This window comes from Phytohabitans sp. LJ34 (assembly GCF_052068095.1).
Lineage (GTDB): Bacteria > Actinomycetota > Actinomycetes > Mycobacteriales > Micromonosporaceae > Phytohabitans.
Genome location: NZ_JBQHDG010000003.1, coordinates 220028 through 245007 on the forward strand (window position 1 = coordinate 220028; position 24980 = coordinate 245007).

A 24980-nucleotide genomic window follows, 5' to 3' on the forward strand; every position below is an offset into this window, starting at 1 on the left:
CAGATCGTGGTACTTGGCTGTAGCCGGAGCAGCAGTCAAGTACCACGATCTGACGGGTCAGGGGACGAGGCGGTACGCGCCGTCGCTGGCTGAGGTGGCCATCGAGGCGTAGGCGCGCAAGGCCGCCGACACCGGGCGGTCGCGGTTTATCGGGGTGTAGGGCTTGTCGCGCTTTTCCTGGGCGACCTTGCGGGCGTCGAGGACGTCGGCCGGCACGTTGAGCTCCAGCGACCGGGCCGGGATGTCGATGACGATCTCGTCGCCGTCTTCGACGAGGGCGATCAGGCCGCCGCCGGCCGCCTCGGGGGAGACGTGGCCGATGGAGAGGCCCGAGGTGCCGCCGGAGAAGCGGCCGTCGGTGATCAGCGCGCAGGCGCGGCCCAGGCCACGGCCCTTGAGGAACGAGGTCGGGTAGAGCATCTCCTGCATGCCGGGGCCGCCCTTCGGGCCCTCGTAGCGGATGACCACGACGTCGCCGGCCTGGACCTCCTTGTTGAGGATGCCGCTGACCGCCGCCTCCTGGGACTCGTAGACGCGGGCCGGGCCGGTGAAGCGCCAGACCTCCTCGGGCACGCCCGCGGTCTTGACCACGCAGCCGTCCGGCGCGATGTTGCCGTGCAGGATCGCCAGGCCGCCGTCGGCCGTGTAGGCGTGGGCCTTGTCGCGGATGCAGCCTTCGGCGGCGTCGACGTCGAGGCGGTCCCAGCGGTTTTCGGTCGAGAACGGCTGGGTGGTGCGCACGCCGCCGGGCGCGGCGTGGAAGAGCTCGATCGCCTCGGGGGTGGCCTCGCCGCCGCGGATGTCCCAGTCCGCGAGCCAGGACGTGAGGTCGGGCGCGTGCACCGAGCGCACGTCGCGGCGGAGCAGGCCGGCCCGGTCGAGCTCGCCGAGGATGGCCGGGATGCCGCCGGCCCGGTGCACGTCTTCCATGTGGTACTTCGGCGAGTTGGGCGCGACCTTGGACAGGCAGGGCACGCGGCGGGAGATCGCGTCGATGTCGGCGACGCCGAAGTCGAGCTCCGCCTCGCGGGCCGCGGCCAGCAGGTGCAGCACCGTGTTTGTCGAGCCGCCCATCGCCACGTCGAGCGCGACGGCGTTTTCGAAGGCGCTCCGGGAGGCGATCGCGCGGGGGAGGACCGAGGCGTCGTCGTTTTCGTACCACTGCTTGGCGATGTCGACGACCAGCCGGCCGGCCCGCTCGAAGAGCGCCCGGCGGGCGGCGTGGGTGGCCAATGTGGACCCGTTGCCCGGTAGGGCGAGGCCGATGGCCTCGGTGAGGCAGTTCATCGAGTTGGCGGTGAACATGCCGGAGCAGGAGCCGCAGGTCGGGCAGGCGGACCGCTCGATGTCGCCGAGCTGCGCGTCGGTGACCGCGTCGTTGGAGGAGGCGATCATCGCGTCGATCAGGTCGATCTTGTCGTGGACGATGCCCTCGATCGCGATGGTCTTGCCGGCCTCCATGGGGCCGCCGGAGACGAAGACCGTGGGGATGTTGAGCCGCAGCGCGGCGATCAGCATGCCCGGCGTGATCTTGTCGCAGTTGGAGATGCAGACGAGCGCGTCCGCGCAGTGCGCGTTGACCATGTACTCGACGGCGTCGGCGATCAGCTCGCGGCTGGGCAGCGAGTAGAGCATGCCGCCGTGGCCCATCGCGATGCCGTCGTCGACCGCGATCGTGTTGAACTCGCGCCCGACGCCGCCCGCCTCGGCCACCGCGTCGGCGACCAAGCCGCCGAGGTCTTTGAGGTGCACGTGCCCCGGTACGAACTGGGTGAAGCTATTGGCGATCGCGACGATCGGCTTGCCGAAATCGTCGTCCGTCATGCCGGTGGCGCGCCACAGGGCGCGGGCGCCGGCCATGGTGCGACCATGCGTGGAGGTCCTCGACCGCAGCTCAGGCATGAAACCAGTCTGTCACGTTTCAATATGCGGGAAGTGTCCAGGAGTGCCTCGTCCGTTTAGGCGCTTCGTGCCAATCCGTGGCGGGTCGCACATGCCGTCCCCCATGCCCCCTGGATATCCGGCAGCATGGTTTCGTGCCCCTCCCCTCGGTGGTGGCGGCCGTCGCGACGGCAGGCGTGGTGTTCGCGCTGGTCTGTGTCGTGCTGCTGGCCGCATCGGCGCGAGCGCGCGCTGGCGCGAGCCGCCGTGCCCACCGGCTGCTCGCCGCGGGGGCGGCAGCCGGTGCGCTGACCGCCGCGGGCGGCCTCGTCGCCAGCCGGGTGGTGGGCGAGCACGTCCGGCACGGCCAGCCCGAGATCCTGCTCGGCTGCGTGCTCGCGTTCGGCGTCGCGTCGTCAAGCGGCCTCTTGCTGGTCGGCATGCTCATGCTCCCCGGCGCCGCTCGCTCGGGCGCCGACGTCGCGCGTTACCTGCTCGACGGGCTGGTCATCGCGGTGGCCATCTGGTTCGTCGGGTGGGTGCTGGTCTCCGAGCCGACGCGGGCGCTGGGCGAGCTGACGCCGGCGTGGTGCGTGCCCCTGCTCGCGCCGGCGGGGATCGCCGCGCTGTCGCTCGGCGTCACCGTGATCACGGCCATGCGGGCGCCCAGGCCGCGCGGGCCGGTCGTGTGGGTCGGCGCCGGCGCGACGCTGGCCGCCGTGGCCGGCATCGGCCTGGCCCGGGGCGTGTGCCAGGGCCTGGTCCCGCTGGTCGACGCCAGCGCGATCGCGCTCCCGGCCGGCCTGGCCGTCGTGGCCTTCGCCGCCCGCCGCACCGACCGTCCGGCCCTCGCGAGGACCGTGACCGACGGCGACGGCGGCATTGAGGTCGACGACGAGCTGAGCCGCCGCGGCAGTGCCTACGCGTTCCTGCCGATGGCCGCGATGGCCGCCTCCGCGCTCTACCACCTGGTCCGCGGCGGCGCGTTCGACCTGGTCGGCATCGTCACCGGCAGCCTGGAGGGGTTCGCGCTGGTCGGGCGGCAGTTCGTGGCGCTGCGCGACGTCCGGGCGTACGCGGAGAGGCTGCGCGACCGGGAGGCACACTTCCGCGAGCTGGCACACACCGACCCGCTCACCGGCCTGGCCAATCGGCGCGGCCTGCTCAGCGCGCTGGAAGACGAGCAGGTGGCCGGCGCCCAGGCCGTGCTGCTCGCGCTCGACCTCGACGGGTTCAAAAACATCAACGACATGCGCGGCCACGACGTGGGCGACGCGGTGCTGGTCGAGGTCGGGCAGCGCCTCCGGATGAACCTGCGCCCCGGCGACGTGGCCGCCCGCCTCGGCGGCGACGAGTTCGCGGTGCTGATGTGGACCGGCCCGGCCGAGGCCCAGCGGGCCGCGTCCCGGCTGCTCGGCGTGCTCGGCGGGCCGTACGAGCAGGAGATGGGCACGGTCTTCCTCTCGGTCAGCATCGGCCTGGCCGGCTGCGCGACCGTCCCCGACGTGACCACGCTGCTGCGCAACGCCGACCTCGCGCTGCGCTGGGCCAAGACGCACGGCAAAAACCGGGTCGAGCTCTACGACATCGAGTACGACGTGAAGCTGCGCCGCCGCACCGAGCTGGAGCACGAGCTGCGCGGCGCGATCGACCGCGACGAGCTGCACCTCCAGTACCAGCCGGTCGTGGTGCTGCCCGACGTGCGGCCGGTGGGCGCCGAGGCGTTGCTCAGGTGGCAGCACCCGAGGCTGGGCCGGGTGGGTCCGGACGAGTTCATCCCGGTCGCCGAGGAGTGCGGGATGATCAACCGGCTCGGCGCGTGGGTGCTTCACCAGGCCTGCCACCAGTTGTCCCGGTGGCTGGCCGAGGGCCACGACGTCTGGGTCTCGGTCAACGTCTCGCCCCGCGAGCTGCACGCCACCTGCTACGTCGACCAGGTGAAGGACGCGCTGCGGGCACACCGGGTGCCGCCTCAGCGGCTGGTGCTGGAGGTGACCGAGCAAGCCGTCTCCACCGACGTCGAGGAGCTGATCCGCCGCCTGCGCGACCTGCGCGAGACCGGTGTGCGGATCGCGCTCGACGACTTCGGGTCGGGGTATTCCTCGTTGGGCCAGCTCCGCCGCCTCCCGGTCGACATCCTGAAGATCGACCATTCGCTGTTGGAGCGGCAGATGATCCGGGTGGTGGTCGAGCTCGGTCACCAGTTCGGGTTGGAGGTCATCGCCGAGGGCATCGGCGAGCAGCGGCAGATGGCGATGGTGGTCGACGCCGGATGCAAGCTCGGCCAGGGTTACCTGTCCGGGTGGCCGGTGCCGGCGGAGCACTTCGAGGCGCGCTTGGATTCCGCCACGTCACCCGCTCGAGTCGTGCCCGTACCTGAGCAGAAAGCCGCGCGGCGCGCCCACAATGTGAGAGCAGTTGACTCATCGCGTGAGATGCGTCAGGCTTAGCGCCATGCCGACCTGGTCGTCTCGAGTACTTACCTGAGCGCACTCTCCCCTCGGAGAGTGCGCTGGCCCCGTGCGTTCGCACGCGGGCCTTTTTTGTGCCTTGCCAACAGCCATGTGACCCCGAGACCGCCGACCACGAGCCAGAAGGCTGAACGCCATGACGAGACCAACACCTGAGACCCTCGCCCACCGCGCACCGTCGCCGGCGATGCTCGCCAACTCGGCCGCTCCGGCCGCCCCGGCCGCGCCGCCCGCCCCCACCAAGGTCTCCGGGGCGGTAAGCCTCGTCAAGTCGCTCGAGGCGCTCGGCGTCGACGTCATGTTCGGCATCCCGGGCGGGGCGATCCTGCCGGCGTACGACCCGATCTACGACTCGACGGTCCGGCACATCCTGGTCCGCCACGAGCAGGGCGCGGGGCACGCGGCCACCGGATACGCGCAGGCCACCGGCAAGGTCGGCGTCTGCATCGCCACCTCCGGCCCGGGCGCGACCAACCTGGTCACCCCGATCGCCGACGCGTACATGGACTCGGTGCCGATCGTCGCGATCACCGGCCAGGTGCCGCGGCCCGCGATCGGCACGGACGCCTTCCAGGAGGCGGACATCCAGGGCATCACCCTGCCGATCACCAAGCACAACTACCTGGTCACCACCGCCGAGGAGATCCCGCGGGTCCTGGCCGAGGCGTTCCACCTCGCCGGCACCGGGCGCCCCGGGCCGGTCCTCGTCGACATTCCCAAGGACGTGCTCCAGGCGCAGACCACGTTCAACTGGCCGCCAACGCTGGAACTGCCCGGCTACCGGCCGACGCTGCACCCGCACGGCAAGCAGATCCGGGAGGCCGCGCGGCTGATGACCTCGGCCCGGCGCCCGGTGCTCTACGTCGGCGGCGGCGTGCTCAAGGCCGAGGCCACCGACAGCCTGCGCAAGCTGGCCGAGCTGACCGGCATCCCGGTCGTGACCACGCTGATGGCGCGCGGCGCGTTCCCCGACTCGCACCCGCAGCACGTGGGCATGCCCGGCATGCACGGCTCGGTCTCCGCCGTGTACGCGCTGCAAAAGGCCGACCTGCTTGTCGCACTCGGCGCCCGCTTCGACGACCGGGTGACCGGCAAGCTCGACTCGTTCGCGCCGGACGCCGCGATCGTGCACGCCGACATCGACCCGGCCGAGATCGGCAAAAACCGCACCGCTGACGTCCCGATCGTGGGCGACGCGCGGCACGTCATCGACGAGCTGATCCAGGCCGTCTCGGCCGAGCGGGCGGCCGGCCGCACCGGCGACCGCACCGACTGGTGGACACAGCTCGACGACCTGCGCGAGCGATACCCGCTGGGCTGGGACGAGCCGACCGACGGCACGCTCGCCCCGCAGTACGTGATCAAGCGGCTGGGCGAGATCGCCGGGCCGGACGCGATCTACGTCGCCGGCGTCGGCCAGCACCAGATGTGGGCCTCCCAGTTCATCTCGTACGAGAAGCCGAACACCTGGCTCAACTCCGGCGGCGCCGGCACGATGGGCTACGCGGTCCCGGCCGCGATGGGTGCCAAGGTCGGCCAGCCGGACACCACCGTGTGGGCGATCGACGGCGACGGCTGCTTCCAGATGACCAACCAGGAGTTGGCCACCTGCGCGCTGGAGGGCATCCCGATCAAGGTCGCCATCATCAACAACGGCAACCTCGGCATGGTGCGGCAGTGGCAGACGCTGTTCTACAACGAGCGCTACTCCAACACCGACCTCGGCACCCACAAGCACCGCATCCCCGACTTCGTCAAGCTGGCCGAGGCGCTTGGCTGCATCGGCCTGCGCTGCGAGACCGCCGCCGACGTCGACAAGACGATCAAGGCGGCCATGGAGATCAACGACGCGCCCGTCGTGGTCGACTTCGTGGTCGGCAAGGACGCGATGGTGTGGCCGATGGTCGCCGCCGGCACCAGCAACGACGAGATCATGTTCGCCCGCGACATGCGCCCGAGCTTCGACGAGGACGACCTCTGATGACCAAGCACACGCTCTCTGTCCTGGTGGAAAACAAGCCGGGCATACTGGCCCGCGTCGCCGGGTTGTTCGCCCGCCGCGGGTTCAATATCGACTCGCTGGCGGTCGGGGAGACCGAGCACCCCGAGGTGTCCCGGATGACCATCGTGGTCAACGCCGAGGAGTCCCCGCTGGAGCAGGTCACCAAGCAGCTCAACAAGCTGGTGCACGTCTTGAAGATCGTCGAGCTGGACCCGGTCGTGGCCGTCCAGCGTGAGCTGCTCCTCGTGAAGGTCCGGGCCGACCGTCCGGTCCGCTCGCAGGTGCTCGAGACGGTCAACCTCTTCCGCGCGCGCGTCGTCGACGTGGCGCCGGACACGCTCACGATCGAGGCCACCGGCACGGCTGACAAGCTCGACGCGCTGCTGCGCGACCTCGAGCCGTACGGAATCAAGGAAATGGTGCAGTCCGGCATGGTGGCGATCGGCCGCGGCTCGCGCTCCATCACCACAGGGCCGGCGCTGCGCGCCGCCTGACCTACCGAAAGGTGCAGAACAACCATGGCCGCAGAGGTCTTCTACGACGATGACGCGGACCTTGGAATCATCCAAGGCAAGAAGGTCGCCGTCATCGGGTACGGCAGCCAGGGCCACGCCCACTCGCTCTCCCTCCGGGACTCGGGCGTCGAGGTGCGGATCGGCCTGCCCGAGGGGTCGAAGAGCCGGCCGAAGGCGCAGGAGCAGGGCCTGACCGTCGGCACGCCGGCCGAGGTGAGCGCGTGGGCCGACGTCATCATGCTGCTCGCGCCCGACACCGCGCAGCGGAAGATCTACGCGGAGTCGATCGCGCCCAACCTCACCGCGGGCAAGGCGCTCTTCTTCGGGCACGGGCTCAACATCCGGTACGGCCTGATCGAGCCCCCGGCCGACGTCGACGTGGCCATGGTCGCGCCGAAGGGCCCGGGTCACCTGGTCCGCCGCCAGTACGTGGACGGCAAGGGCGTGCCGTGCCTCGTGGCCATCGAGCAGGACGCCAGCGGCAACGCGCTCGCGCTGGCCCTGTCGTACGCGAAGGGCATCGGCGGGTCTCGGGCGGGCGTCATCAAGACGACGTTCAAGGAAGAGACGGAGACCGACCTCTTCGGTGAGCAGGCGGTGCTTTGCGGCGGCGCGACGGCGCTGGTGCAGACCGGCTTCGAGGTGCTCACCGAGGCGGGGTACGCGCCCGAGGTGGCGTACTTCGAGTGCCTCCACGAGCTCAAGCTCATCGTCGACCTCATGTACGAGGGCGGCATCGCCCGCATGCGGTACAGCGTCTCGGACACCGCCGAGTACGGCGACTACACCCGCGGCCCGCGCGTGATCGACGACCGGGTCAAGGAAGAGATGCGCCGGATCCTCGGCGAGATCCAGGACGGCAGCTTCGCCCGCGAGCTCATCGCCGAGGACGACGCCGGCCGCCCCAACTTCAACAAGTACCGTGAGCAGGGCGCCGCGCACCCGATCGAGGAGACCGGCAAGAAGCTCCGGTCGATGATGAGCTGGGTCGACCGCCCCATCACCGAAACCGCCTGACGTCCGTTTGATCAAGGCGTACGCTCCAACCCCTCGGAAGGTTGCGTGCGCCTTGATCACGGATCGGACGAGACTGCGTTACCAGCAGATTGCGTGCTTGGAACTATTGCGAGCGTTGCCCCCCACCTTCCCCCCAATCTGTCTTCGCTTACGGCACTTAATCGAACCCTCGGGTACCGTCGATTCATGCGTCTGGAGCAACCGCACCGAACCGAGCGCTTCGGCGCCGTCCGGATCCACGAGCTTCAGCGCGTCATCGAGCTCGACTCGGGCGCGCAACGCGGCGCTGACCAGGGCGGATCCCATAGTCAGCTAGTGCCCCCCGACGCCATGCGAGCGGTCGAGGAGGAATTGGTCGTCGTTATTCCGTGCATGAATGAGACACGCAGAGTAATTGAAGGCGTGCTCTCTGGAATTCCGCACGATTGCCTCATCATTCTCGTCAGTAACAGTGCTCGCCAGCCCGTCGATCGGTACGAGATTGAGGTGCAGAGCCTGGAGCAGTTCTGCCGCTCCGCGGAGCGGCCGGCCATGGCGATTCACCAGCGCGATCCCGGCCTCGCCGCGGCGATCAAGGCCGCCGGCATGCCGGAGCTGATCGACGACGATGGGCTGGTCCGCACCGGCAAGGGCGAGGCGATGCTGATCGGCATGGCGATGGCCGCCATGACCGGCCGGCGCCACCTGGGCTACGTCGACGCCGACAACTACGTTCCCGGCGCGGTCAACGAGTACTGCAAGGCCTACGCGGCCGGCCTCCACCTGGCCTCGGCCGACAGCCCGTACTCGATGGTCCGCATCTCCTGGCACTCCAAGCCCAAGCTGCGCGACGGCCGCCTCTTCTTCAGCCGCCGCGGGCGCAGCTCCGAAGTCACCAACATGTTCCTCAACCGCCTCGTCGCGGAGTACTCGGGCTTCGGCACCGAGGTGATCGCGACCGGCAACGCCGGCGAGCACGCGCTCAGCCTCGAGCTCGGCCTGCAAATGCGGCTGGCCGGCGGTTTCGCGGTGGAGCCGTTCGAGTACGTCGAGCTGTTCGAGCAGTTCGGCGGCGTGCTGCCGGCCGTCTCCTCGCAGGTGCTGCCGCACTCCGTGCCGGTGCTACAGATCGAGACGCGCAACCCGCACTTCCACGACAACAAGGGCGAGGACCACGTCAAGGGCATGCGCATGCAGGCCCTCAACGTGCTGTACCACTCGCCGGTCGCGCTGCCGGCCGTGCGCGAGGCGATCCTGGAGTTCATGGTCTCGGAGGGCGCGCTGGCGCCGGGGCAGGAGCCGCCGCGGGAGCGGATCTACCCTCCGGTGGGCTCGTTGGCGTTCGACACGTTCCTCGACGCGCTCAGCTCGGAGGCCACGTCGTTCCGCCAGGTGGGGCGCCAGTTGGCTCGTGTCGACCGTCACCCGTTCGGGTAGCCGCCGGTTACGTCGCATTTGTAAAGGGTTGTGAGGGCGCTCACGCCGAGGCGGGAGCGACTGAGCGTCCTCGTACGCCTACCATCGCGGGATAGGGCACGCACGCTTTCCCCGCGCCGATCGTCGCGCCCAGACGTCCGGTGCGACGGATGGCGATGACCGCGAGAGCCGTCCGCTCGCGGGGGAGGCGCAGGGCGCAGAGCGGCGCGCTGTACGGCCACACTCACTCAAGGTCGACGCGCTGCCGACAACCCGCCCACAAACCTACGAGGACAGATGACTCCCGTCGTACTGATCGCTGAAGAGCTCGCTCCCGCCGCCATCGACGTGCTCGCGCACGACTTCGACGTCCGCCACGTCGATGGCACCGACCGCCCAGCACTCCTCGCCGCACTGGCCGAGGCCGACGCCGTGATCGTCCGCTCCGCCACCCAGATCGACGCCGAGGCTGTCGCCGCGGCCCCCCGCCTCAAGGTCGTCGCCCGGGCCGGTGTGGGCCTCGACAACGTCGAGGTGCCCGCCGCCACCGCCCGCGGCGTCATGGTCGTCAACGCGCCCACCTCCAACATCGTCTCCGCCGCCGAGCAGGCCCTCGCGCTGTTGCTCGCGGTCGCGCGCAACACCGCCAGCGCCAGCGCCGCGCTCAAGGCCGGCGAGTGGAAGCGGTCCAAGTACACCGGCGTGGAGATCCAGGGCAAGACCGTCGGCGTGGTCGGTCTCGGGCGCATCGGCGTGCTCTTCGCCCAGCGGATCGCCGCCTTCGGCACCCGCCTTATCGCGTACGACCCCTACGTGCAGCCGGCCCGCGCGGCTCAGCTCGGCGTCCGCCTGGTCGGGCTGGAGGAGCTGTTGCGGGAGAGCGACTTCATCTCGATCCACCTGCCCAAGACGCCGGAGACCGTGGGCCTCATCGGCGAAAAGGAGCTGGCGCTCGTCAAGCCGGGCGTGCGTATCGTCAACGCCGCGCGCGGCGGCCTCATCGACGAGCAGGCCCTTGCCGACGCGATCGCCGAGGGCCGGGTGGGCGGCGCCGGCATCGACGTGTACGCGAAGGAGCCGTGCACCGCGTCGCCGCTGTTCGAGCTCGACAACGTGGTGGCCACCCCGCACCTCGGCGCGTCCACCGCCGAGGCGCAGGACAAGGCCGGCCTCGCGGTCGCCAAGAGCGTCAAGCTGGCGCTCCAGGGCGAGTTCGTGCCCGACGCGGTCAACGTGCAGGCCGGTGGCGTGGTCGCGGAAGACGTGCGGCCGCTGCTCCCGCTCGCCGAAAAGCTCGGCAAGGTCTTCACCGCCGTCGCCGGCGGCGTGGCAGCCAGCGTCACCGTCGAGGTGCGCGGCGAGGCCGTCGCCAACGAGGTGTCCGTGCTCAAGCTCGCCACCACCAAGGGCCTCTTCGCCTCGGTGGTCGAGGAGCAGGTCACGTACGTCAACGCGCCGCTCGTCGCGGCCGACCGCGGCGTCGAGGTCGACCTGGCCACGTTCGCCGACTCGGTCGACGAGCCGACGCTGGTCACCGTCCGCGGCGCGCTGCCCGACGGCCGCACCGTCAGCGTCTCCGGCACCGTGGTCGTCAGCGGCACCAAGGAGATCATCCGGCTCACCGAGGTCGACGGGTTCGACCTCGAGCTCACCGCCGACGGCATCCTGCTCTTCTTCCGGTACGTCGACCGGCCCGGCGTCGTCGGCGCGATCGGTTCGATCCTGGGCGAGTCGGGCGTCAACATCGCGGCCATGCAGGTGGCCCGGCGCGAGGCCGGCGGCGAGGCGCTGATGACGCTGACCGTCGACTCCTCGGTGGGCGCCGAGCTGCTCACCCAGGCCGCCGACGTGATCGGCGCGACCGCGGCGAGCGCGGCCGACCTCCGCGAAGAGTAAGCGTCAGGGCTCCCCGCCAAGAGCGGGGAGCCCCACAACGCCTTCCGCCTGACCACGCCAGATCTGGAGACCGTCCGGAGCGGCCGCCAGCTTCGATCATTTGAGCTACCGCGACGGACGTCGCGGTAGCCCAGATTGAATTGGATCTTCGGGCCTCAAACGACCCGCGTTGGCGGTGGGTAGACGGTGCCGTCCTGGAGGTCGAGCAGCATGAGGTCGTGCTGGCCGGCGAGACGCTCGATCGCCTCCAGCACGGCGTCCGCGCACGACTCGTCGAGGCACATCAGGACGTGGTCGGGCGCGACGTGCAGGGGAGCGTCGGCCCACGGGCTGTCCGCGACCGGCTCCTTGTCGGGATACTGGGCGGTCAGCTCGGCGTAGAAGCCGCCGATCCTGCGGTCGACTTGGCCCTCCGCGTGCTCACCTTCGCGGCACAGCTCATGCGCCGCCCGTACGTCCGCTGGCGTGGCGCCACCGTCGAGGGCCCACACGACGAGGTCAAAACTCACGGGCACAGATATTGCCATCCGGTGAACGCCCGGGGGTGCCCACCCCACGCGACACGCGGCGGGGGCCCCGCCTTGCGCCCGGTCGGGGCGAGTCGCTAGCGTATTCATTCGGTTACACACCGCGTGGGCCCGTCTTCGGGTGACGCGGCCGGCGAGGTGTGTTTCCGCACCTCCCGTGTGCGCGAGCCACGCGTACCCGAACTGCCGATCAGCCTCCGCGGTCACTTGCCGAGACCGCGGAGGCTGATCTTCCTTACCCCCTGGAGTGAAAGCCTTTAGGCGGGGCGGCACTCTGCGAAGAGCATGCGGTAACCGTCCACAGTGGGAAACCAGCCGAGGCCGGCGGGCCCGGCGGCGTAGAGGGCCGTCGCGTAGGCGTCGGCGACGGACAGGTCGGGGCCGGCCACTACCGCGCAGCCCACGTGGCGCACGATCTCGGCGGTGTGCGGGTCGACGACGTGCCCCCGGTGGCCGGTGATGCCGGAGGTGCCGACCGCGCCCTCGGTCATCTCCAGCACCATCGCCACCTTGCGCGGCTCGCGCGGGTGGTGGATCGCGACGCGCCATGGCCCGCCGTGCGGTGCGTTGCCCCGCACCGCGAGATCCGCCTCGCCGACCACGGCGTAGTCCTCGATGCCCGCGGCGCGCAGCCGCGCGGCGGCCCGCTCCACCGCCCAGCCCTTGAGCAGACCGCCCGGGTCGAAGCCGCCGGGCACCGCCCAGGCGTCGAACCACCCGTCGGTGGCCGCCCGCATCGCGTCGCAGCGGGCCACGATGTCGGCGAGCGGTGGGTAGGCGTCGGGGGTGACCTCGCCGCGGCGCAGCAGCGACACAAGGCTGCCGCGGCGTAGCGGGCTGTAGGTCACGTCGATCGCGCGGAGCTCGGCGACCGCGTCGGCGATGGCCAGGCTGACCGTGCGGCGGCTCATCCACGGGGGCGCGACGAGCATCAGCGAGAAGTCGGCGGCCGAGGTGTGCACCGCGTGGCGGGCGACGAGGCGGCCCGTGGCGGCGGCGGTCGCGGCACCGAACGGCCTGTTGGCCGGGCCCTGATAGCCGAGCCAGAGGTCCGCGCGCCCCCGCCCGTCTCTCGGCCGCCCCGCACGTGCGACGCTTTTGCTCGGTAGCGGGACCTGCTGGATCGCCATGTTGGACAAGGTAGGTCCTCAAGTTGATCGGATCATGGGGATTACCTGAGAAAGACCTGTGTACCGAATGGTGAGACTCGCGTACCGAGAATCGGGACGGGCGATTAACGTTCCTTCAGTAGGCGGTCTGACGAAGGGGTTCGACGTGGCACACATCGCGGTGGTCGCCGGCGACGGCATCGGGACCGAGGTGGTCGCGCAGGCCCGCAAGGTGATCGACGCCGTGCTCCCCGGGGTGACCGCGACGGAGTACGACCTGGGTGCCGCGCGCTACCACCGCACCGGCGAGGTCCTGCCCGACTCCGTGCTCGCCGAGCTGGCCGAGCACGACGCGATCCTGCTCGGCGCCGTCGGCGACCCGAGCGTCCCGCCGGGCGTGCTGGAGCGGGGGCTGCTGCTCAAGCTCCGCTTCGACTTCGACCAGTTCGTCAACCTGCGGCCCTCCCGCCTCTGGCCCGGCACCTCCAGCCCGCTCGCCCAGGTCAAGCCCGGCGAGATCGACTTCGTCGTGGTGCGCGAGGGCACCGAGGGGCTCTACGCGGGTGCCGGCGGCACGCTCCACCGCGGCACCCCCGCCGAGGTCGCGACCGAGGAGAGCCTCAATACGCGACACGGCGTCGAGCGGGTCATCCGCGACGCGTTCACCCGCGCCCAGCGTCGCGAGCGGCGCAAGGTGACGCTGGTGCACAAGACCAACGTCCTGAGCCACGCCGGTGGCCTGTGGTCGCGCGCCTTCGAGGCGGTGAAGGCCGACTTTCCCGACGTGGAGACGGAGTACCAGCACGTCGACGCGGCCGCCATGTTCATGGTCACCCAGCCGCAGCGTTACGACGTGGTGGTCACCGACAACCTCTTCGGCGACATCCTCACCGACATCGCCGCCGCGGTCACGGGCGGCATCGGGCTCGCCGCGAGCGGTTCCATCAACCCGACGCGTGAGTTTCCCTCGATGTTCGAGCCGGTGCACGGTTCGGCTCCGGACATCGCCGGCAAGGGCCTGGCCGACCCGGTCGCGGCCGTGCTGTCGGCGTCCCTCCTGCTCGATCACCTCGGCCACGCCGACGAGTCCCGTCGAGTATCCGAGGCGGTCGCGGCCGAGTTGGCGTCCCGCACCCCGGGCGCCCCGCTGCGCACCGCCGAGGTCGGCGACCGGCTCGCCGCCGCTGCCGCGGCGTAGCCCGCTCTTCCCCCCTTCTTCACCCCGCGCTTTTGAACGAGCGTTCGGGGTATCCTGCATTCCCATAGTTTTGGAGGTCCAGCGCCATGAGCGGTGGTGACAAGCTCGACTTCGAGATCCGTCCGAATCCTCAGCCGGTATCGGCCACCGAGCGCGCCGCGCTGCTGGCCAACCCGGGCTTCGGCCGCATCTTCACCGACCACATGGTCACGATCCGATACGCCGACGGCAAGGGGTGGTACGACGCCCGCGTCGAGGCATACGGGCCGATCATGATGGACCCGGCCAGCGCCGTTCTGCACTACGCGCAAGAGATCTTCGAAGGGCTGAAGGCATACCACGCGGCCGACGGCGGCGTGACGATGTTCCGCCCCGACGCCAACGCCCGCCGCTTCAACATCTCGGCCGAGCGCATGTCCATGCCACACCTGCCCGAGCAGGTCTTCCTCGACGCGCTGCACCACATCATCGAGATCGACCGCGGCTGGATCCCGGCGACCGAAGAGGGCAGCCTCTACCTGCGCCCGTTCATGTACGCGAGCGAGGTCTTCCTCGGCGTGCGCCCCGCGCTCGAGTACACCTACGCGCTGATCGCCTCCCCGGTGGGCGCCTACTTCTCGGGCGGCGTCAAGCCCGTCGCGCTGTGGGTCTCCCAGGAGTACACGCGCGCCGCGCCCGGCGGCACCGGCGCGGCCAAGTGCGGTGGCAACTACGCCGCCTCCCTTGCCGCACAGGCCGAGGCCATCGAGCACGGCTGCGACCAGGTGGTCTTCCTCGACGCCGTCGAGCGCAAGTACGTCGACGAGATGGGCGGCATGAACGTCTTCTTCGTCTACGACGACGGCACCATGGCCACCCCGCCGCTGACCGGCACGATCCTGCCCGGCATCACCCGCGACTCGGTGCTGGCGCTGGCCGCGCGGGAGGGCCGCCGCGTCGAGGAGCGCCTGGTGAGCTTCGACGACTGGCGCGCCGACGCCGCGAGCGGCCGCCTCCGCGAGGTCTTCGCCTGCGGCACGGCCGCGGTCATCACGCCGATCGGCGTCGTCCGCACCCCCGAGGGCGAGTTCACGATGGGCGACGGCGGCCCCGGCGAGGTGACGATGGGCCTGCGCGAGCAGCTCGTCGCCATCCAGCGCGGCCGCGCCGAAGACCCGTACGGCTGGGTCCACCGCGTCCTCTAGCGCCTCCGCGGCGGGTTGCCGCCTGGACCATCAATAAAGATTTGGGCTACCGCGATGTCCGCGGTGGTCCAGACCGCTGCTCCCGCGGCCTCACCCGTCCGCCGTTGGTCGCGCCGGTGCTCGACGTTTGTCCACAATGTCTATTCCCGGATCGGCGATCGGGGAAAGCAGCAGGGGTTCCGTTGCCGCGAGTAACCGTCGCGGCGGTGTGAGCGGCGCGAGATTCGAGATCTAGGAGCGTTAGGGCGCTATTTCAACCCTAAATCTCCTAGATCTCGAAGTCTGGCCGTTTGGCTGGTGACACTGCGTCAGGATGGCGGAGGTAGGGACCGCGCAGACCCGCTCGGGCTTGTCTCGCGGAGCTGGCAGTGGACGGCCGGGCAAATCTGCCTCGAAGCAACGCCACGACGAGCGGCCGCTCTTTGGGACGCAAGCAGATCTTGGCACGGATTGGCCCCCATAGGGGCCACTAAATACCAAGATCTGGCGGGTTGGCCGGGGTTCGGCTCGGTCTGCGAGCCGCCTGCCGGGGAGCGGACCAGCGCCGGGCCGGGCGGGGACCTGTAGCGGGTCAGGGGCGCGGCCAGCCGTGGTCGAAGATCGGGTAGCGGTCGGCGGCCGGCGCGGTCGACGCGTGGAAGACCGCGGCGTCCAGGCCCAGGGAGCCGTCGTCGTCCGGGGTGTCGTCCCAGCGTGGGGCCCACTCGATCGCGAATGCCTGCCGGAGCCGCATCGCGACCGCGTAGGCGACCTCCGGCACGGCCGCCAGGTCGATGGTCTCGCCGCGGAGGGCGAGCTGGGCGTGCAGCTCGCACGAGATGGCGTCGCGGAGGCGGGCAGCCTCGGCCGGCAGATCCTCCATCCAGCTACCGTCCGCCTCCCGCCCGCCGGCCGTCAACCCGGCGGTGGGATGTCACACAGCGGTCAGGAGAGCAGGTGCGTGCGGAGCGAGGCGAGCTGCTCCGGCCGGATGCCGGCGGCCAGCAGGTAGCCCTCGGGGGAGCCGTGCCGCTCGCGCAGCTCCTTGAGGAAGAGGAGCATCGCCTCGGCGGGCGAGGAGAAGTACGGGCGGGGGATGTCGTTCACCCGGACCTTGCGGGTGCGCAGAAACTCGGTGAAGCGCGCCGACGCCTCCGTGCTCAGCGCGTAGTCCGTGGCGATGTCGTCGTCGCTCACGCCGAGCACCGACAGGGTGAGCGCGCAGACCACGCCGGTGCGGTCCTTGCCGGCCACGCAGTGCACGACCACCGGGGCGGCGGCCTCGTCGGCGATCACGCCGATCGCCGTGGAGATGCCCGCCACGCCCTGCTCGGCCAGGTCGTGGTAGCGGTTGGCGAGGTAGCGGGCGACGCCCAGCTCCTCCTCGAACGGGATCTCGTCCCAGTCCTGGTGTTCGGGGTGGATGTGGAGGTAACCGAGCCCCGTGTACTCGGGCACGCGGCCGTCGCGGGTGACCTCGTGGGGGCGGCGCAGGTCGATGACCGTCCGCACGCCCAGCGCGGCGAACGCCTCCGTGTCGCCGCGGTCGAGGCGGTGCAGCGAGTCGGAACGGAAAAGCCGCCGCCAGCGCACGGTGCGGCCCTCGTGGCCCACGTAGCCGCCGACATCGCGGAAGTTGAATGTGGTGGTAAGGGGCAGCGTGCGATCCACGCCGCTACGGTAGCTCAGCAGGCAAACCGGGGCGCTCACGCGGCCGCGTGAGCGCCCCGGTCCTCAGAGGGAGGGAACCGATCTACTAGAGCCCGGTGTAGTACGAGCCGAGCTTGTCCCGGTAAACGGGGTCCGTGTACGTGTTCTCGTCGAACTCGGGCGCGGACTTGATCTCGTCCTTCGTCCGGTCCACGTACACCTTGCGGTCCTCGTGGTCTGCGTTGTTCACGACGCCCGCCGGCAGCATGACCTTCTTACCGAAGATCCACGGGCCGGTGTCGACTACCAGGTAGCTGGAGTTGACCTCATAGCTGCATCGGTCGATCTTGCCGATGCCGCCGTCCGTCGCCTCCACCTTGTAGCCGACGAGGTCCGCGCCGGTCACGCCGGCGTCGTCGCGATACGTCCACGGGTCGAACGCCCGTCCCGGCACGGCACCCGGCATCGAGCCACCGACCTCATTCGGGGTCGGGGGTTGGTACGGGGTCTGGGGATCGTGCCTGTTCACGGCTATCACTCCTTCCGACCCAGGAGGTACCCCACATCGAGGGTCACCTAACCTAGTGACCCTTCCCGAGATGTGGACCTTGCTTTCCAAACGTGCCGGCGCGGTGGCAGAGTGTCTACTCGTGACCCACCTCGCCCTCATTATTGGCACCTAGCGCGCCGGCACCCCTCACGCCGAGCGCGCAGACCTCCCGCGACCGCGGGGGGTCTTTTTGTTGGACAGGAGAGGAAGAGCCATGACCTTCCAGGTGTATGACACCACGCTCCGTGACGGGGCGCAGCGTGAGGGGATCAGCTACTCCGTCGTGGACAAGCTCGCCGTGGCGCGGCTCCTCGATGAGTTCGGCGTCGGTTTCATCGAGGGCGGCTGGCCGGGAGCGATGCCCAAGGACACCGAGTTCTTCGCCAGAGCCCGCAACGAGCTACCTCTTAAACACGCCGTACTCGTGGCGTTCGGCGCGACCCGCAAGGCCGGCATCGCGGTCGCCGACGACCCGCAGGTACGCGCGCTGCTCGACGCCGAGACGCCCGCCGTCTGTCTCGTCGCCAAGTCGGACATCCGCCACGTGGAGCGGGCGCTGCGCACCACCGGCGCGGAAAACCTCGCCATGGTGCACGACAGCGTGGCCCACTTCGTCGCCGAGGGGCGGCGGGTGTTCCTCGACTGCGAGCACTTCTTCGACGGCTACCGCTACGACCCCGCGTACACCGCTTCGGTCGTCTCCACCGCCCTCGAGGCGGGCGCCGAGGTCGTCGTGATGTGCGACACGAACGGCGGCATGCTCCCGTCGCGGGTGACCGCCGCGATCGGTGAGCTGGTCGAGCGCCTCGGCGTCGGGCCGGAGCGGCTCGGCATCCACTGCCAGAACGACACCTCCTGCGCCGTCGCCAACACCGTCGCCGCGGTCGAGGCGGGTGTGAAGCACTTCCAGTGCACCGCCAACGGGTACGGCGAGCGGCCCGGCAACGCCGACCTCTTCGCCGTCGTCGCCAATCTCCAGCTCAAGCTCGGGCTGCCCGTCCTACCGGACGGCTGCCTGGAACAGACGGTGCGCGTCTCGCACGCCATCGCCGAGATCGCCAACATCGCCCCCGACACCCACCAGGCCTACGTCGGGGCCGCGGCATTCGCTCACAAGGCGGGGCTGCACGCGAGCGCGATCAAAGTGGATCCGGTGCTGTACAACCACATCGACCCATCGATCGTGGGCAACGACATGCGGATCCTGGTGACCGAGATGGCCGGCCGGGCGAGCATCGAGCTCAAGAGTCGTGAGCTCGGTCTCGACCTGGCCGGCCATCCGGAAGCCCTCTCCTCGGTCACCCGCCGGGTCAAGGAGCTGGAGGCGCGCGGCTGGTCCTTCGAGGCCGCGGACGCCTCCTTCGAGCTGCTCGTCCGCTCGGAGCTGCCGGGCGAGACCACCGCGAAGCCGTTCGCCCTGGAGTCCTACCGGGTCCAGGTCGAGCACCGCGAGGACGGCGCCGTCGTCTCCGAGGCCACCGTCAAGGTCCGGGTACGGGGCGAGCGGGTCATCGCCACCGCCGAGGGAAACGGTCCGGTCAACGCCCTCGACGAGGCGCTGCGGGTGGCGCTCCGGCGGCACTATCCGGCGCTGGCCCACTTCGAGCTCGCCGACTACAAGGTGCGGATCCTCGAGGGGAGCCACGGCAGCGGCGCGGTCACGCGGGTGCTCGTGGAGACGGTCGACGGCAGCGGCCGCGACTGGACCACGGTGGGCGTACACGAGAACGTCGTCGAGGCGAGCTGGCACGCGCTCGTCGACGCGCTCACGTACGGGCTGTCACCCGCGCAGATCGCCTCGCGGTAGCGCCAGCTCCGCGTAGACCGGGCGGTGGTCACTGCCCGGGAGGCGAAGCACCGATACGTCGCGTACGCCGACGCGGCGGTCCACCAGCACGTGGTCGATGGTGACCGGTGGAATCCGGTCGCCAGTTATTCTGGCCGCTATCCTTCGGATCGCGGGCCCGCGATCCGACGAATGGCGGCGGTCGGGCAGGTACGGCCCCCACGTCCCGGTGAGCCCCGCGCCGGCCGCGTCCGCGGCGTCGCGGTAGCCGGAGGAGAGCAGGCGGCGCAGCGGCGCGTGGTCGAGCGTGGCGTTGAAGTCGCCGATCAGGATCCGCAGCGGCCCGCCGGGCGTGGCCCGTGGCTGGCCGTCGAGGTCGCGTTCCCAGTCGCGGAGCTTTCCCAACGCGTACGGCGCCATGGGGTGCACCGACTCCACTGTGGCCGGTGCGGCGCCGGGCGCGGTCAGCGTGCCGTACGCCTGCGTGAAACCGCCCGGGTTTTCCCGCACGCCGGTGCCGGTGAGCGGGAAGCGGGAGTACAGCCCCGAGCCGCTGGTGCCCACGACGGGGTTGAGCTCGCGGTGCGGCAGCAGCCCGGCCAGACCGTACGCGTCGAGGCGGGCGGCGGCCTCGGGCGTGAACTCCTGCACCGCCAGCACGTCCACCTCGTGCTGGCGCACCAGCCGCACGAGTGTCTCCGCGTCGCCCGCGCCGGCGAGCAGGTTGGCGGTCAGCACGCGGAGCGTAGGACCCTCGACGTCGGTGGCGCCGCCGACCGCGCGCGGCACCACCACGGCGATCAGCGCGACCGCGGCGGCGACCGCGACGCCCGCCGGCCACCAGCGCCGCAGGGCGAGCGCCAGCGTGACGGGGACGAGGCTCCAGGCGGCCACGTACGGCGTGAAGGCGAGCAGCTGCACGAGCGGCCCGCGCTCGACGCCGAGGAGCCGCACGGTGGCCCACAGCAGCCCGGGGGCGGCGACCGCCCAGCAGAGCACCGTCAGCCCTCTCGCCATGCTTCGACCGTATCCACGGTGATCCACCAGAATGGTGTAAATCGGTTGTAGGCCTCGTGTGGGTTGTGTGCAGACTGTGGCCTTGACCGAGAATCTGACGATCCGGCCGATCACCGGGCCGGACGAGATAGGCCTCTTCAACTCGCTGCCCTACGTGCTGAACGACGAGCTCGCCGACGACCTCGCGACAGGTCGACGGCGTGCCGCGTGGATGTGGGTCGCCACGCGAGGTGACCGTGTCGTGGCACGGATCGCCTGGTGGGGGAGGGAGTCGGAGCCGGTACCAAGGCTGCTTGACGTTTTTGACCTTGATGACGGGGACCGGGACCGGCGGGCGGTGGGTGCGCGGCTCGTGGCCGCCGCCCTGGCCGCGGTGGGTCCCGCCGAGTACTACCGCCTGGTGCCGCCGGACTGGCACGACGATCCCGCGGCGGTGGACGAGCGCGTGGCGATCCTCGCGGGCGCCGGCGCGCGGCCGCTGGTCGAGCGGCTGCGCTTCGAGTGGCGGCCGGGTACGCCGCTGCCCGAGCCGCGCGGGCGGTTGGCGTTTCGGCCGGTGCGCGACGCCGGCGAGATGCTCGATCTGATGACCGAGGTGCTGGAGGGCACGCTCGACGGCCACAGCCTCCTCGACCTCGAGTCGATGACCCCGGCGGAAGCGGCCCGCAAGCACTTCGACGGAGAGCTCGCGCACTACCGCAGCCCGCGTGAGTGGTGGCTGGTGGGCACGCTGCCGAGCGGCGAGCCGGTGGGCTTCGTGTGCCCGGCGCGCAACGACTACGGGCCCATCATCGGATACATCGCGGTGCGCCCGGCCCACCGCGGTCACGGCTACGTCGACGACCTCGTCGGCGAGGCCACGCGCTTCCTGGCGGGCCAGGACGTGCCGCGCGTCCGCGCCGCCACCGACGTGGGAAACATGCCGATGGCGCGCGCCTTCGAGCGGGCCGGGTACGCGAACTTCGAGCGCGTGGTGACGATGGTCTGGTAGTACCGTGGTGGGATGACTCTCGAGACGAAGGGCGCGCCCGCCCACCGCCGATGAGCGCGGGCCGGTCGATCCGGCTCCGCACCCCCCGCGAGCTCCGCGCCAGCCGGCGCCGCCGCGAGCACCCATGTTGGGACCATCTTGTCGCCGCACCCCTGTGGCCACTGCACGGGGTCAACCTCGGCACGCTCCTGCGTACCTGTGACGCGGTGGGCGCCTGCATTGCCGTGCCGCGGTTCCGGTGGGTGCCGGACGCGCTCGACAAGGGCAACACCCTGCGGCGGCCGGCCTGCGTGCACTGGGTCGGCAACCCGCTCGGCTGGCTGGCCGAGCAGCGGGCCGGCGGCGCGCACGTGCTCGGCGTGGAGCTGGCCGAAGACGCGCTGCGCCTGGCCGACCTGCCCGCCGCTCGCCGTCGCACCGTCGCGGTCCTCGGCCACGAGCAGAGCGGCATCCCACCGGAGGCGCTCGACCTGCTCGACGACGTGGTCGAGATCCCGATGGTCGGGATGGGCGCCAGCCTCAACGTGGCGGTGGCCGGATCGCTGGTCCTTTACAAGCTTGCCGGGCTAGCGTGAGGTCTTGTGGATATCGCGATCGGACTGCCGAACACGTTGCACATCAAGGGTCCCGACGTTGTCGAGTGGGCGCGCCGCGCGGAGGAGCGCGGCTTCAGCTCACTCGCCACGATCGACCGGATCGTCTACCCGTCTTACGACTCGCTGACCGTGCTCGCCGTGGCCGCCGGCGCCACGTCGCGCATCCGGCTCTTCCCGGACATCCTCCTCACGCCGGCGTACCCACCGGTGTGGCTGGCGAAGGCGACGGCCAGCCTCGACGCCCTCTCCGGCGGGCGCCTGACGCTCGGCCTCGGCGTCGGCAACCGCCCGGACGACTACGCGGCGATGGACCGGCCGCTGGAGCGGCGCGGCAAGCTGATGGACGAGACGCTCGACCTCCTCCACCGCTCGTGGGCCGGCGAGAGCGTCACGGGCGACGAGCACCCGGTCGGCCCCGAGCCCGCCGCCGGCGGCCGGATCCCGGTGCTCATCGGCGGCGGCTCGGACGCGGCGGTGCGGCGCACGGTGGCCTACGGCGAGGGCTGGACCGTGGGTGGCGCCAGCCCCGACCAGATCGGCCCGATGGTCGCGAAGGTGCGGCAGGCGTGGCACGACGCCGGCCGCGAGGGCGAGCCGCGGATCGCCGCGCTTGCCTACTACGGCCTCGGCGACGAGGACGTCTCGAAGGCATCGCTGCGGCAGTACTACAGTTTCCTCGGCGAGTGGGCCGACAACATCGCGAACGGCGCGCTGCGCACCCCGGACGCGATCCGCGCGGCGGCAAAGGCTTTCGCTGACGTGGGCGTCACCGAGCTAGTCTTCGACCCGACCATCCCCTCGGTCGAGGAAGTGGACCGGCTCGCCGACGCGGTGCTGTGAGCCAGGCCCGCCAACGCTTCGCGGCCGCCCGCGTCGCCATACTGGCCACAGTGGACGACGCGGGCACGCCGCACGTGGTGCCGGTGACCTTCGCCGTCGAGGGTGACACCGTCGTGTCCGCGGTGGACGGCAAGCCCAAGCGCGGCACGGCGTTGCGCCGCCACCGCAACATCCGCGCCAACCCGCGGGTCAGCCTGCTCGCACAGCACTGGGACGAGGACTGGTCGGCCCTGTGGTGGGTCCGCGCCGATGGCCTGGCCGTGGTCACCGAGGCGCCGTCCGCTGTGGACCGCGCGGTCACCCTCCTGCGTGAGAAGTATCCCCAGTACGCCACTGTGGACGTGCACGGCCCCGTCATCGAGGTGGCCGTACACGCCTGGCGCGAGTGGACCGCCTGGTCCTAACCAGGCCGGGTGTGCGGGAGAGCTTTCGAGCTGCTCGCACAAACGGGGCAGCCGGCCGCCTTTCTGACTGGTGCTCCCCAGAGACCTTTCGGCGTCAGGGTTCGCGGGCCCGGCCACAACGCACGGTCAAATTCGAGGCACGATTTTTCCCAGGTCCGTGTCAGTTGTAGGCCGTATGCGCGGGGTCCCCGGGGAAACTGTTGGACATGGCCGCGCTGGTGGGGCATCTCTGGCGACATCGGATATTCCAACTGACCGAATACCCCTGTCTATCGGGTCGACGGTGGCGCGTTTTCCTGGTCGGGGTTGAGGATGACGCGGGCGATCTCGTCGATGGGCGCTGCGGGGAGATGCCAGGTCGGTGTGAAGTCGTCGGGCAGTGTGGTGCCGACGTAGATCGAGATTCGGGCCGTACGAAGCATCGGCACGTCGTTTGGGGTGTCGCCCACGGCCGCGATCTGCTCGGGGGAAACGTTGAGGGCGTTGGCGTACTCGGCGAGCAGGGTGGGTTTGGTTGCCGGGAAGACGTGGCGGATTCCGTCGCTGCCGTCGAGTTCGGTGCCGAAGTGTGCGTCGACGCCGAGGCGGCTGGCGAAGTAGGCGACGTTCGGGGCGTGTGCGAGGGACACGATGATCGTGCCGATGCCGGCCGTGCGCAGCGCGGTGATGCCCTCGATCGCGCCGGGCGCCAGCGGGATGTCGGCGAGCACCGCGTCCATGTCCTCGGTACTGAGATGCTGGAGGTATTCCCACATACCAAGGCGCGCCGCGATGAGCTCCTGTTCGGTGCGCGCCTGTTCCCAGACGGACGTTTGAGCGGCAAAACCGAACGTGTCGGCGATGGCCTCCAAGCACGTTTGTCCGCGTGTGAGGGTGCCATCGAGGTCGAAGGCGACCAGCCGAATCCCGGCTGGGACGTCGACAAGATCGCGTTGATCTGGGCCGGTGGGTTGGTGTGGCATCGATACTCCGAATCAGGTGTTGTTCCGGCGGCTGATTTCGGCGGCGTACGTGGTCCAGTCGCCCGCGCTGGCGCGTTGCCAAGCGACGGCGACCGCGATGTGGATGCCGAGCATGCGGGCCAACAGCGCGGCGGGCAGCTCGGTCGAGAGGGCGAACAGGGCGGTGGAGCGGGCTCGTCCGGAGTGGATGCCGAGTTGCCGCAGTCGCTCGGTCGGTGCCTGCGCGTCGTCGGGATGGCGCCTCCCCATCCCGATGGGCGGAGCGCTCCCGTCAGCGGCGAAAGAGGGGTAACCGCAACCAACAGCGGACCGGTGAGGCCGCGGGAGCAACGGTATGGACCACCGCGGACGTCGCGGTAGCCCGGGAAGCTCTTTAGATTTTGACGGTTTCGCCGACCGGGATGCGTGAGTACTCGGTGTTGCCCTTCATGGCGTGCCAGCGGTCGAGGATCTGCTCGCCCTTGTCGCTGAGCATCGCGTCGTGGATGGAGTGTGCGCGTGCCGGGCCGACCGCGCGCACGAAGTCGATGCCCTCGGCCAGCTTGAGCCACGGCGCGCTGGTCGGCACGAGCAGTGTGGTCACGGGCACGTCCGGCACGAAGAGCGAGTCGCCCGGGTGGTAGACGCCGTCGACGACGAAGCCGATGTTGGCGCAGCCCGGCAGGCCGTCGTAGATCTCGGCGTGCGCGCCGCCCACGACGCGCACCTGGAAGCCGCCCGCGTCGAACTCGTCGCCGCTCGCCACCGTGACTACGGCGTCGCCCAGCTTTTCGAGCTGCCGCGCGACGTCGGCGTGGGCGTACACCTTGAGGTCGGCGTTGGCGAGCTGGGCCGCGGCGAGCTTGTCGACGTCGACGTGGTCGGCGTGCTCGTGGGTGATGAGCACGTGCGAGACGCCTTCGAGCGCGGCGCCCTCGCTCCAGATGCCCGGATCGATGACGAGCTGGCGGTCACCGTCCTGTAGGCGTACGCAGGCGTGCGTGTACTTGGTCAGACGCATGATCCGAGCC

The 24980-nt window shown here is 70.5% G+C and carries 23 protein-coding genes; 13 read left to right on the top strand and 10 right to left on the bottom strand.

Going from position 1 to position 24980, the window contains the following annotated elements; translation table 11 throughout:
* Window positions 1–57: 57 nt before the first annotated feature.
* Window positions 58–1902 carry a dihydroxy-acid dehydratase gene (gene ilvD / locus ACTMTJ_RS06385; protein ID WP_441215171.1) on the bottom strand — a complete coding sequence of 615 codons (1845 nt, stop codon included), beginning with the start codon at window positions 1900–1902 and terminating at the stop codon, window positions 58–60.
* A 134-nt stretch (window positions 1903–2036) separates the two neighbouring features.
* Here ilvD and ACTMTJ_RS06390 point away from each other — a divergent pair, with 134 nt between their 5' ends.
* The 6 genes from ACTMTJ_RS06390 to serA all read left to right on the top strand — a co-directional run bounded on the left by ACTMTJ_RS06390 (window position 2037) and on the right by serA (window position 11177).
* Window positions 2037–4331, top strand: a complete 2295-nt coding sequence (locus tag ACTMTJ_RS06390) for a putative bifunctional diguanylate cyclase/phosphodiesterase (RefSeq protein WP_441215172.1) — start codon at window positions 2037–2039, stop codon at window positions 4329–4331.
* Window positions 4332–4539: 208 nt separating this feature from the next.
* The gene (locus tag ACTMTJ_RS06395; RefSeq protein ID WP_441215414.1) at window positions 4540–6333 is read left to right on the top strand and encodes an acetolactate synthase large subunit; all 1794 of its coding nucleotides are present in this window, start codon (window positions 4540–4542) and stop codon (window positions 6331–6333) included.
* Window positions 6333–6848: an acetolactate synthase small subunit gene (gene ilvN, locus ACTMTJ_RS06400; RefSeq protein ID WP_173056056.1), complete on the top strand. Its 516-nt coding sequence runs from the start codon at window positions 6333–6335 to the stop codon at window positions 6846–6848. Before ACTMTJ_RS06395 ends, ilvN begins: the two co-directional genes overlap by 1 nt.
* A 24-nt stretch (window positions 6849–6872) precedes the next feature.
* Window positions 6873–7886, top strand: a complete 1014-nt coding sequence (gene ilvC / locus ACTMTJ_RS06405; RefSeq protein ID WP_441215173.1) for a ketol-acid reductoisomerase — start codon at window positions 6873–6875, stop codon at window positions 7884–7886.
* Between the two features lie 186 nt (window positions 7887–8072).
* Entirely contained in the window at window positions 8073–9302 is a 1230-nt protein-coding gene (mpgS, locus tag ACTMTJ_RS06410) for a mannosyl-3-phosphoglycerate synthase (RefSeq protein ID WP_441215174.1), read from the top strand.
* 276 nt (window positions 9303–9578) lie between these two features.
* Entirely contained in the window at window positions 9579–11177 is a 1599-nt protein-coding gene (serA, locus tag ACTMTJ_RS06415) for a phosphoglycerate dehydrogenase (RefSeq protein ID WP_441215175.1), read from the top strand.
* 155 nt (window positions 11178–11332) lie between these two features.
* Here the strand turns inward: serA and ACTMTJ_RS06420 are convergent, their stop codons facing one another.
* On the bottom strand, window positions 11333–11686 hold the full coding sequence (locus tag ACTMTJ_RS06420; protein ID WP_441215176.1) for a hypothetical protein: 354 nt from the start codon (window positions 11684–11686) through the stop codon (window positions 11333–11335).
* Between the two features lie 275 nt (window positions 11687–11961).
* Entirely contained in the window at window positions 11962–12834 is an 873-nt protein-coding gene (locus tag ACTMTJ_RS06425; RefSeq protein WP_441215177.1) for an FAD:protein FMN transferase, read from the bottom strand.
* A gap of 145 nt (window positions 12835–12979) precedes the next feature.
* On the opposite strand from ACTMTJ_RS06425, the gene ACTMTJ_RS06430 reads away from it, so the two are divergent.
* Complete coding sequence (locus ACTMTJ_RS06430; RefSeq protein ID WP_441215178.1) at window positions 12980–14011, top strand: 3-isopropylmalate dehydrogenase; 1032 nt, start codon at window positions 12980–12982, stop codon at window positions 14009–14011.
* An 86-nt stretch (window positions 14012–14097) separates the two neighbouring features.
* On the top strand, window positions 14098–15195 hold the full coding sequence (locus ACTMTJ_RS06435) for a branched-chain amino acid aminotransferase (protein ID WP_441215179.1): 1098 nt from the start codon (window positions 14098–14100) through the stop codon (window positions 15193–15195).
* Between the two features lie 571 nt (window positions 15196–15766).
* Here ACTMTJ_RS06435 and ACTMTJ_RS06440 read toward each other — a convergent pair.
* The 3 genes from ACTMTJ_RS06440 to ACTMTJ_RS06450 form a co-directional block, all read right to left on the bottom strand.
* Window positions 15767–16057: a hypothetical protein gene (locus tag ACTMTJ_RS06440; protein WP_441215180.1), complete on the bottom strand. Its 291-nt coding sequence runs from the start codon at window positions 16055–16057 to the stop codon at window positions 15767–15769.
* Between the two features lie 62 nt (window positions 16058–16119).
* Window positions 16120–16845, bottom strand: a complete 726-nt coding sequence (locus ACTMTJ_RS06445) for a tyrosine-protein phosphatase (RefSeq protein ID WP_441215181.1) — start codon at window positions 16843–16845, stop codon at window positions 16120–16122.
* An 85-nt stretch (window positions 16846–16930) separates the two neighbouring features.
* Entirely contained in the window at window positions 16931–17353 is a 423-nt protein-coding gene (locus ACTMTJ_RS06450; RefSeq protein WP_441215182.1) for a PRC-barrel domain containing protein, read from the bottom strand.
* Between the two features lie 235 nt (window positions 17354–17588).
* On the opposite strand from ACTMTJ_RS06450, the gene cimA reads away from it, so the two are divergent.
* Window positions 17589–19181, top strand: a complete 1593-nt coding sequence (cimA, locus tag ACTMTJ_RS06455; protein ID WP_441215183.1) for a citramalate synthase — start codon at window positions 17589–17591, stop codon at window positions 19179–19181.
* Here the strand turns inward: cimA and ACTMTJ_RS06460 are convergent.
* On the bottom strand, window positions 19155–20177 hold the full coding sequence (locus tag ACTMTJ_RS06460) for an endonuclease/exonuclease/phosphatase family protein (protein ID WP_441215184.1): 1023 nt from the start codon (window positions 20175–20177) through the stop codon (window positions 19155–19157). The genes cimA and ACTMTJ_RS06460 overlap by 27 nt on opposite strands.
* 76 nt (window positions 20178–20253) lie before the next feature.
* Here ACTMTJ_RS06460 and ACTMTJ_RS06465 point away from each other — a divergent pair, with 76 nt between their 5' ends.
* From ACTMTJ_RS06465 to ACTMTJ_RS06480, 4 genes are read left to right on the top strand one after another with little or no spacing between them, the layout of a single operon-like run.
* Entirely contained in the window at window positions 20254–21168 is a 915-nt protein-coding gene (locus ACTMTJ_RS06465; RefSeq protein ID WP_441215185.1) for a GNAT family N-acetyltransferase, read from the top strand.
* 50 nt (window positions 21169–21218) lie between these two features.
* The gene (locus ACTMTJ_RS06470) at window positions 21219–21743 is read left to right on the top strand and encodes a TrmH family RNA methyltransferase (protein ID WP_441215186.1); all 525 of its coding nucleotides are present in this window, start codon (window positions 21219–21221) and stop codon (window positions 21741–21743) included.
* Window positions 21744–21749: 6 nt separating this feature from the next.
* Complete coding sequence (locus tag ACTMTJ_RS06475) at window positions 21750–22604, top strand: LLM class flavin-dependent oxidoreductase (RefSeq protein WP_441215187.1); 855 nt, start codon at window positions 21750–21752, stop codon at window positions 22602–22604.
* The gene (locus ACTMTJ_RS06480) at window positions 22601–23008 is read left to right on the top strand and encodes a TIGR03668 family PPOX class F420-dependent oxidoreductase (protein ID WP_441215188.1); all 408 of its coding nucleotides are present in this window, start codon (window positions 22601–22603) and stop codon (window positions 23006–23008) included. Before ACTMTJ_RS06475 ends, ACTMTJ_RS06480 begins: the two co-directional genes overlap by 4 nt.
* A 269-nt stretch (window positions 23009–23277) precedes the next feature.
* Here the strand turns inward: ACTMTJ_RS06480 and ACTMTJ_RS06485 are convergent, their stop codons facing one another.
* The 3 genes from ACTMTJ_RS06485 to ACTMTJ_RS06495 form a co-directional block, all read right to left on the bottom strand.
* A complete protein-coding gene (locus ACTMTJ_RS06485; protein WP_441215189.1) occupies window positions 23278–23970 on the bottom strand; it encodes an HAD family hydrolase in 693 nt (230 codons plus the stop codon).
* Window positions 23971–23982: 12 nt separating this feature from the next.
* Window positions 23983–24219, bottom strand: a complete 237-nt coding sequence (locus tag ACTMTJ_RS06490) for a hypothetical protein (protein ID WP_441215190.1) — start codon at window positions 24217–24219, stop codon at window positions 23983–23985.
* A gap of 124 nt (window positions 24220–24343) precedes the next feature.
* Window positions 24344–24970, bottom strand: a complete 627-nt coding sequence (locus ACTMTJ_RS06495; protein ID WP_441215191.1) for an MBL fold metallo-hydrolase — start codon at window positions 24968–24970, stop codon at window positions 24344–24346.
* Window positions 24971–24980 lie beyond the last annotated feature (10 nt).

What these genes read in the sequence shown, in the direction of transcription:
- ilvD (WP_441215171.1), bottom strand. Translation starts at nt 1,902, where the DNA reads ATGCCTGAGCTGCGGTCGAGGACCTCCACGCATGGTCGCACCATGGCC.
- ACTMTJ_RS06395 (WP_441215414.1), top strand. Translation starts at nt 4,540, where the DNA reads ATGCTCGCCAACTCGGCCGCTCCGGCCGCCCCGGCCGCGCCGCCCGCC.
- ilvN (WP_173056056.1), top strand. Translation starts at nt 6,333, where the DNA reads ATGACCAAGCACACGCTCTCTGTCCTGGTGGAAAACAAGCCGGGCATA.
- ilvC (WP_441215173.1), top strand. Translation starts at nt 6,873, where the DNA reads ATGGCCGCAGAGGTCTTCTACGACGATGACGCGGACCTTGGAATCATC.
- mpgS (WP_441215174.1), top strand. Translation starts at nt 8,073, where the DNA reads ATGCGTCTGGAGCAACCGCACCGAACCGAGCGCTTCGGCGCCGTCCGG.
- serA (WP_441215175.1), top strand. Translation starts at nt 9,579, where the DNA reads ATGACTCCCGTCGTACTGATCGCTGAAGAGCTCGCTCCCGCCGCCATC.
- ACTMTJ_RS06425 (WP_441215177.1), bottom strand. Translation starts at nt 12,834, where the DNA reads ATGGCGATCCAGCAGGTCCCGCTACCGAGCAAAAGCGTCGCACGTGCG.
- ACTMTJ_RS06435 (WP_441215179.1), top strand. Translation starts at nt 14,098, where the DNA reads ATGAGCGGTGGTGACAAGCTCGACTTCGAGATCCGTCCGAATCCTCAG.
- ACTMTJ_RS06440 (WP_441215180.1), bottom strand. Translation starts at nt 16,057, where the DNA reads ATGGAGGATCTGCCGGCCGAGGCTGCCCGCCTCCGCGACGCCATCTCG.
- cimA (WP_441215183.1), top strand. Translation starts at nt 17,589, where the DNA reads ATGACCTTCCAGGTGTATGACACCACGCTCCGTGACGGGGCGCAGCGT.
- ACTMTJ_RS06460 (WP_441215184.1), bottom strand. Translation starts at nt 20,177, where the DNA reads ATGGCGAGAGGGCTGACGGTGCTCTGCTGGGCGGTCGCCGCCCCCGGG.
- ACTMTJ_RS06470 (WP_441215186.1), top strand. Translation starts at nt 21,219, where the DNA reads ATGAGCGCGGGCCGGTCGATCCGGCTCCGCACCCCCCGCGAGCTCCGC.
- ACTMTJ_RS06485 (WP_441215189.1), bottom strand. Translation starts at nt 23,970, where the DNA reads ATGCCACACCAACCCACCGGCCCAGATCAACGCGATCTTGTCGACGTC.
- ACTMTJ_RS06490 (WP_441215190.1), bottom strand. Translation starts at nt 24,219, where the DNA reads ATGGGGAGGCGCCATCCCGACGACGCGCAGGCACCGACCGAGCGACTG.
- ACTMTJ_RS06495 (WP_441215191.1), bottom strand. Translation starts at nt 24,970, where the DNA reads ATGCGTCTGACCAAGTACACGCACGCCTGCGTACGCCTACAGGACGGT.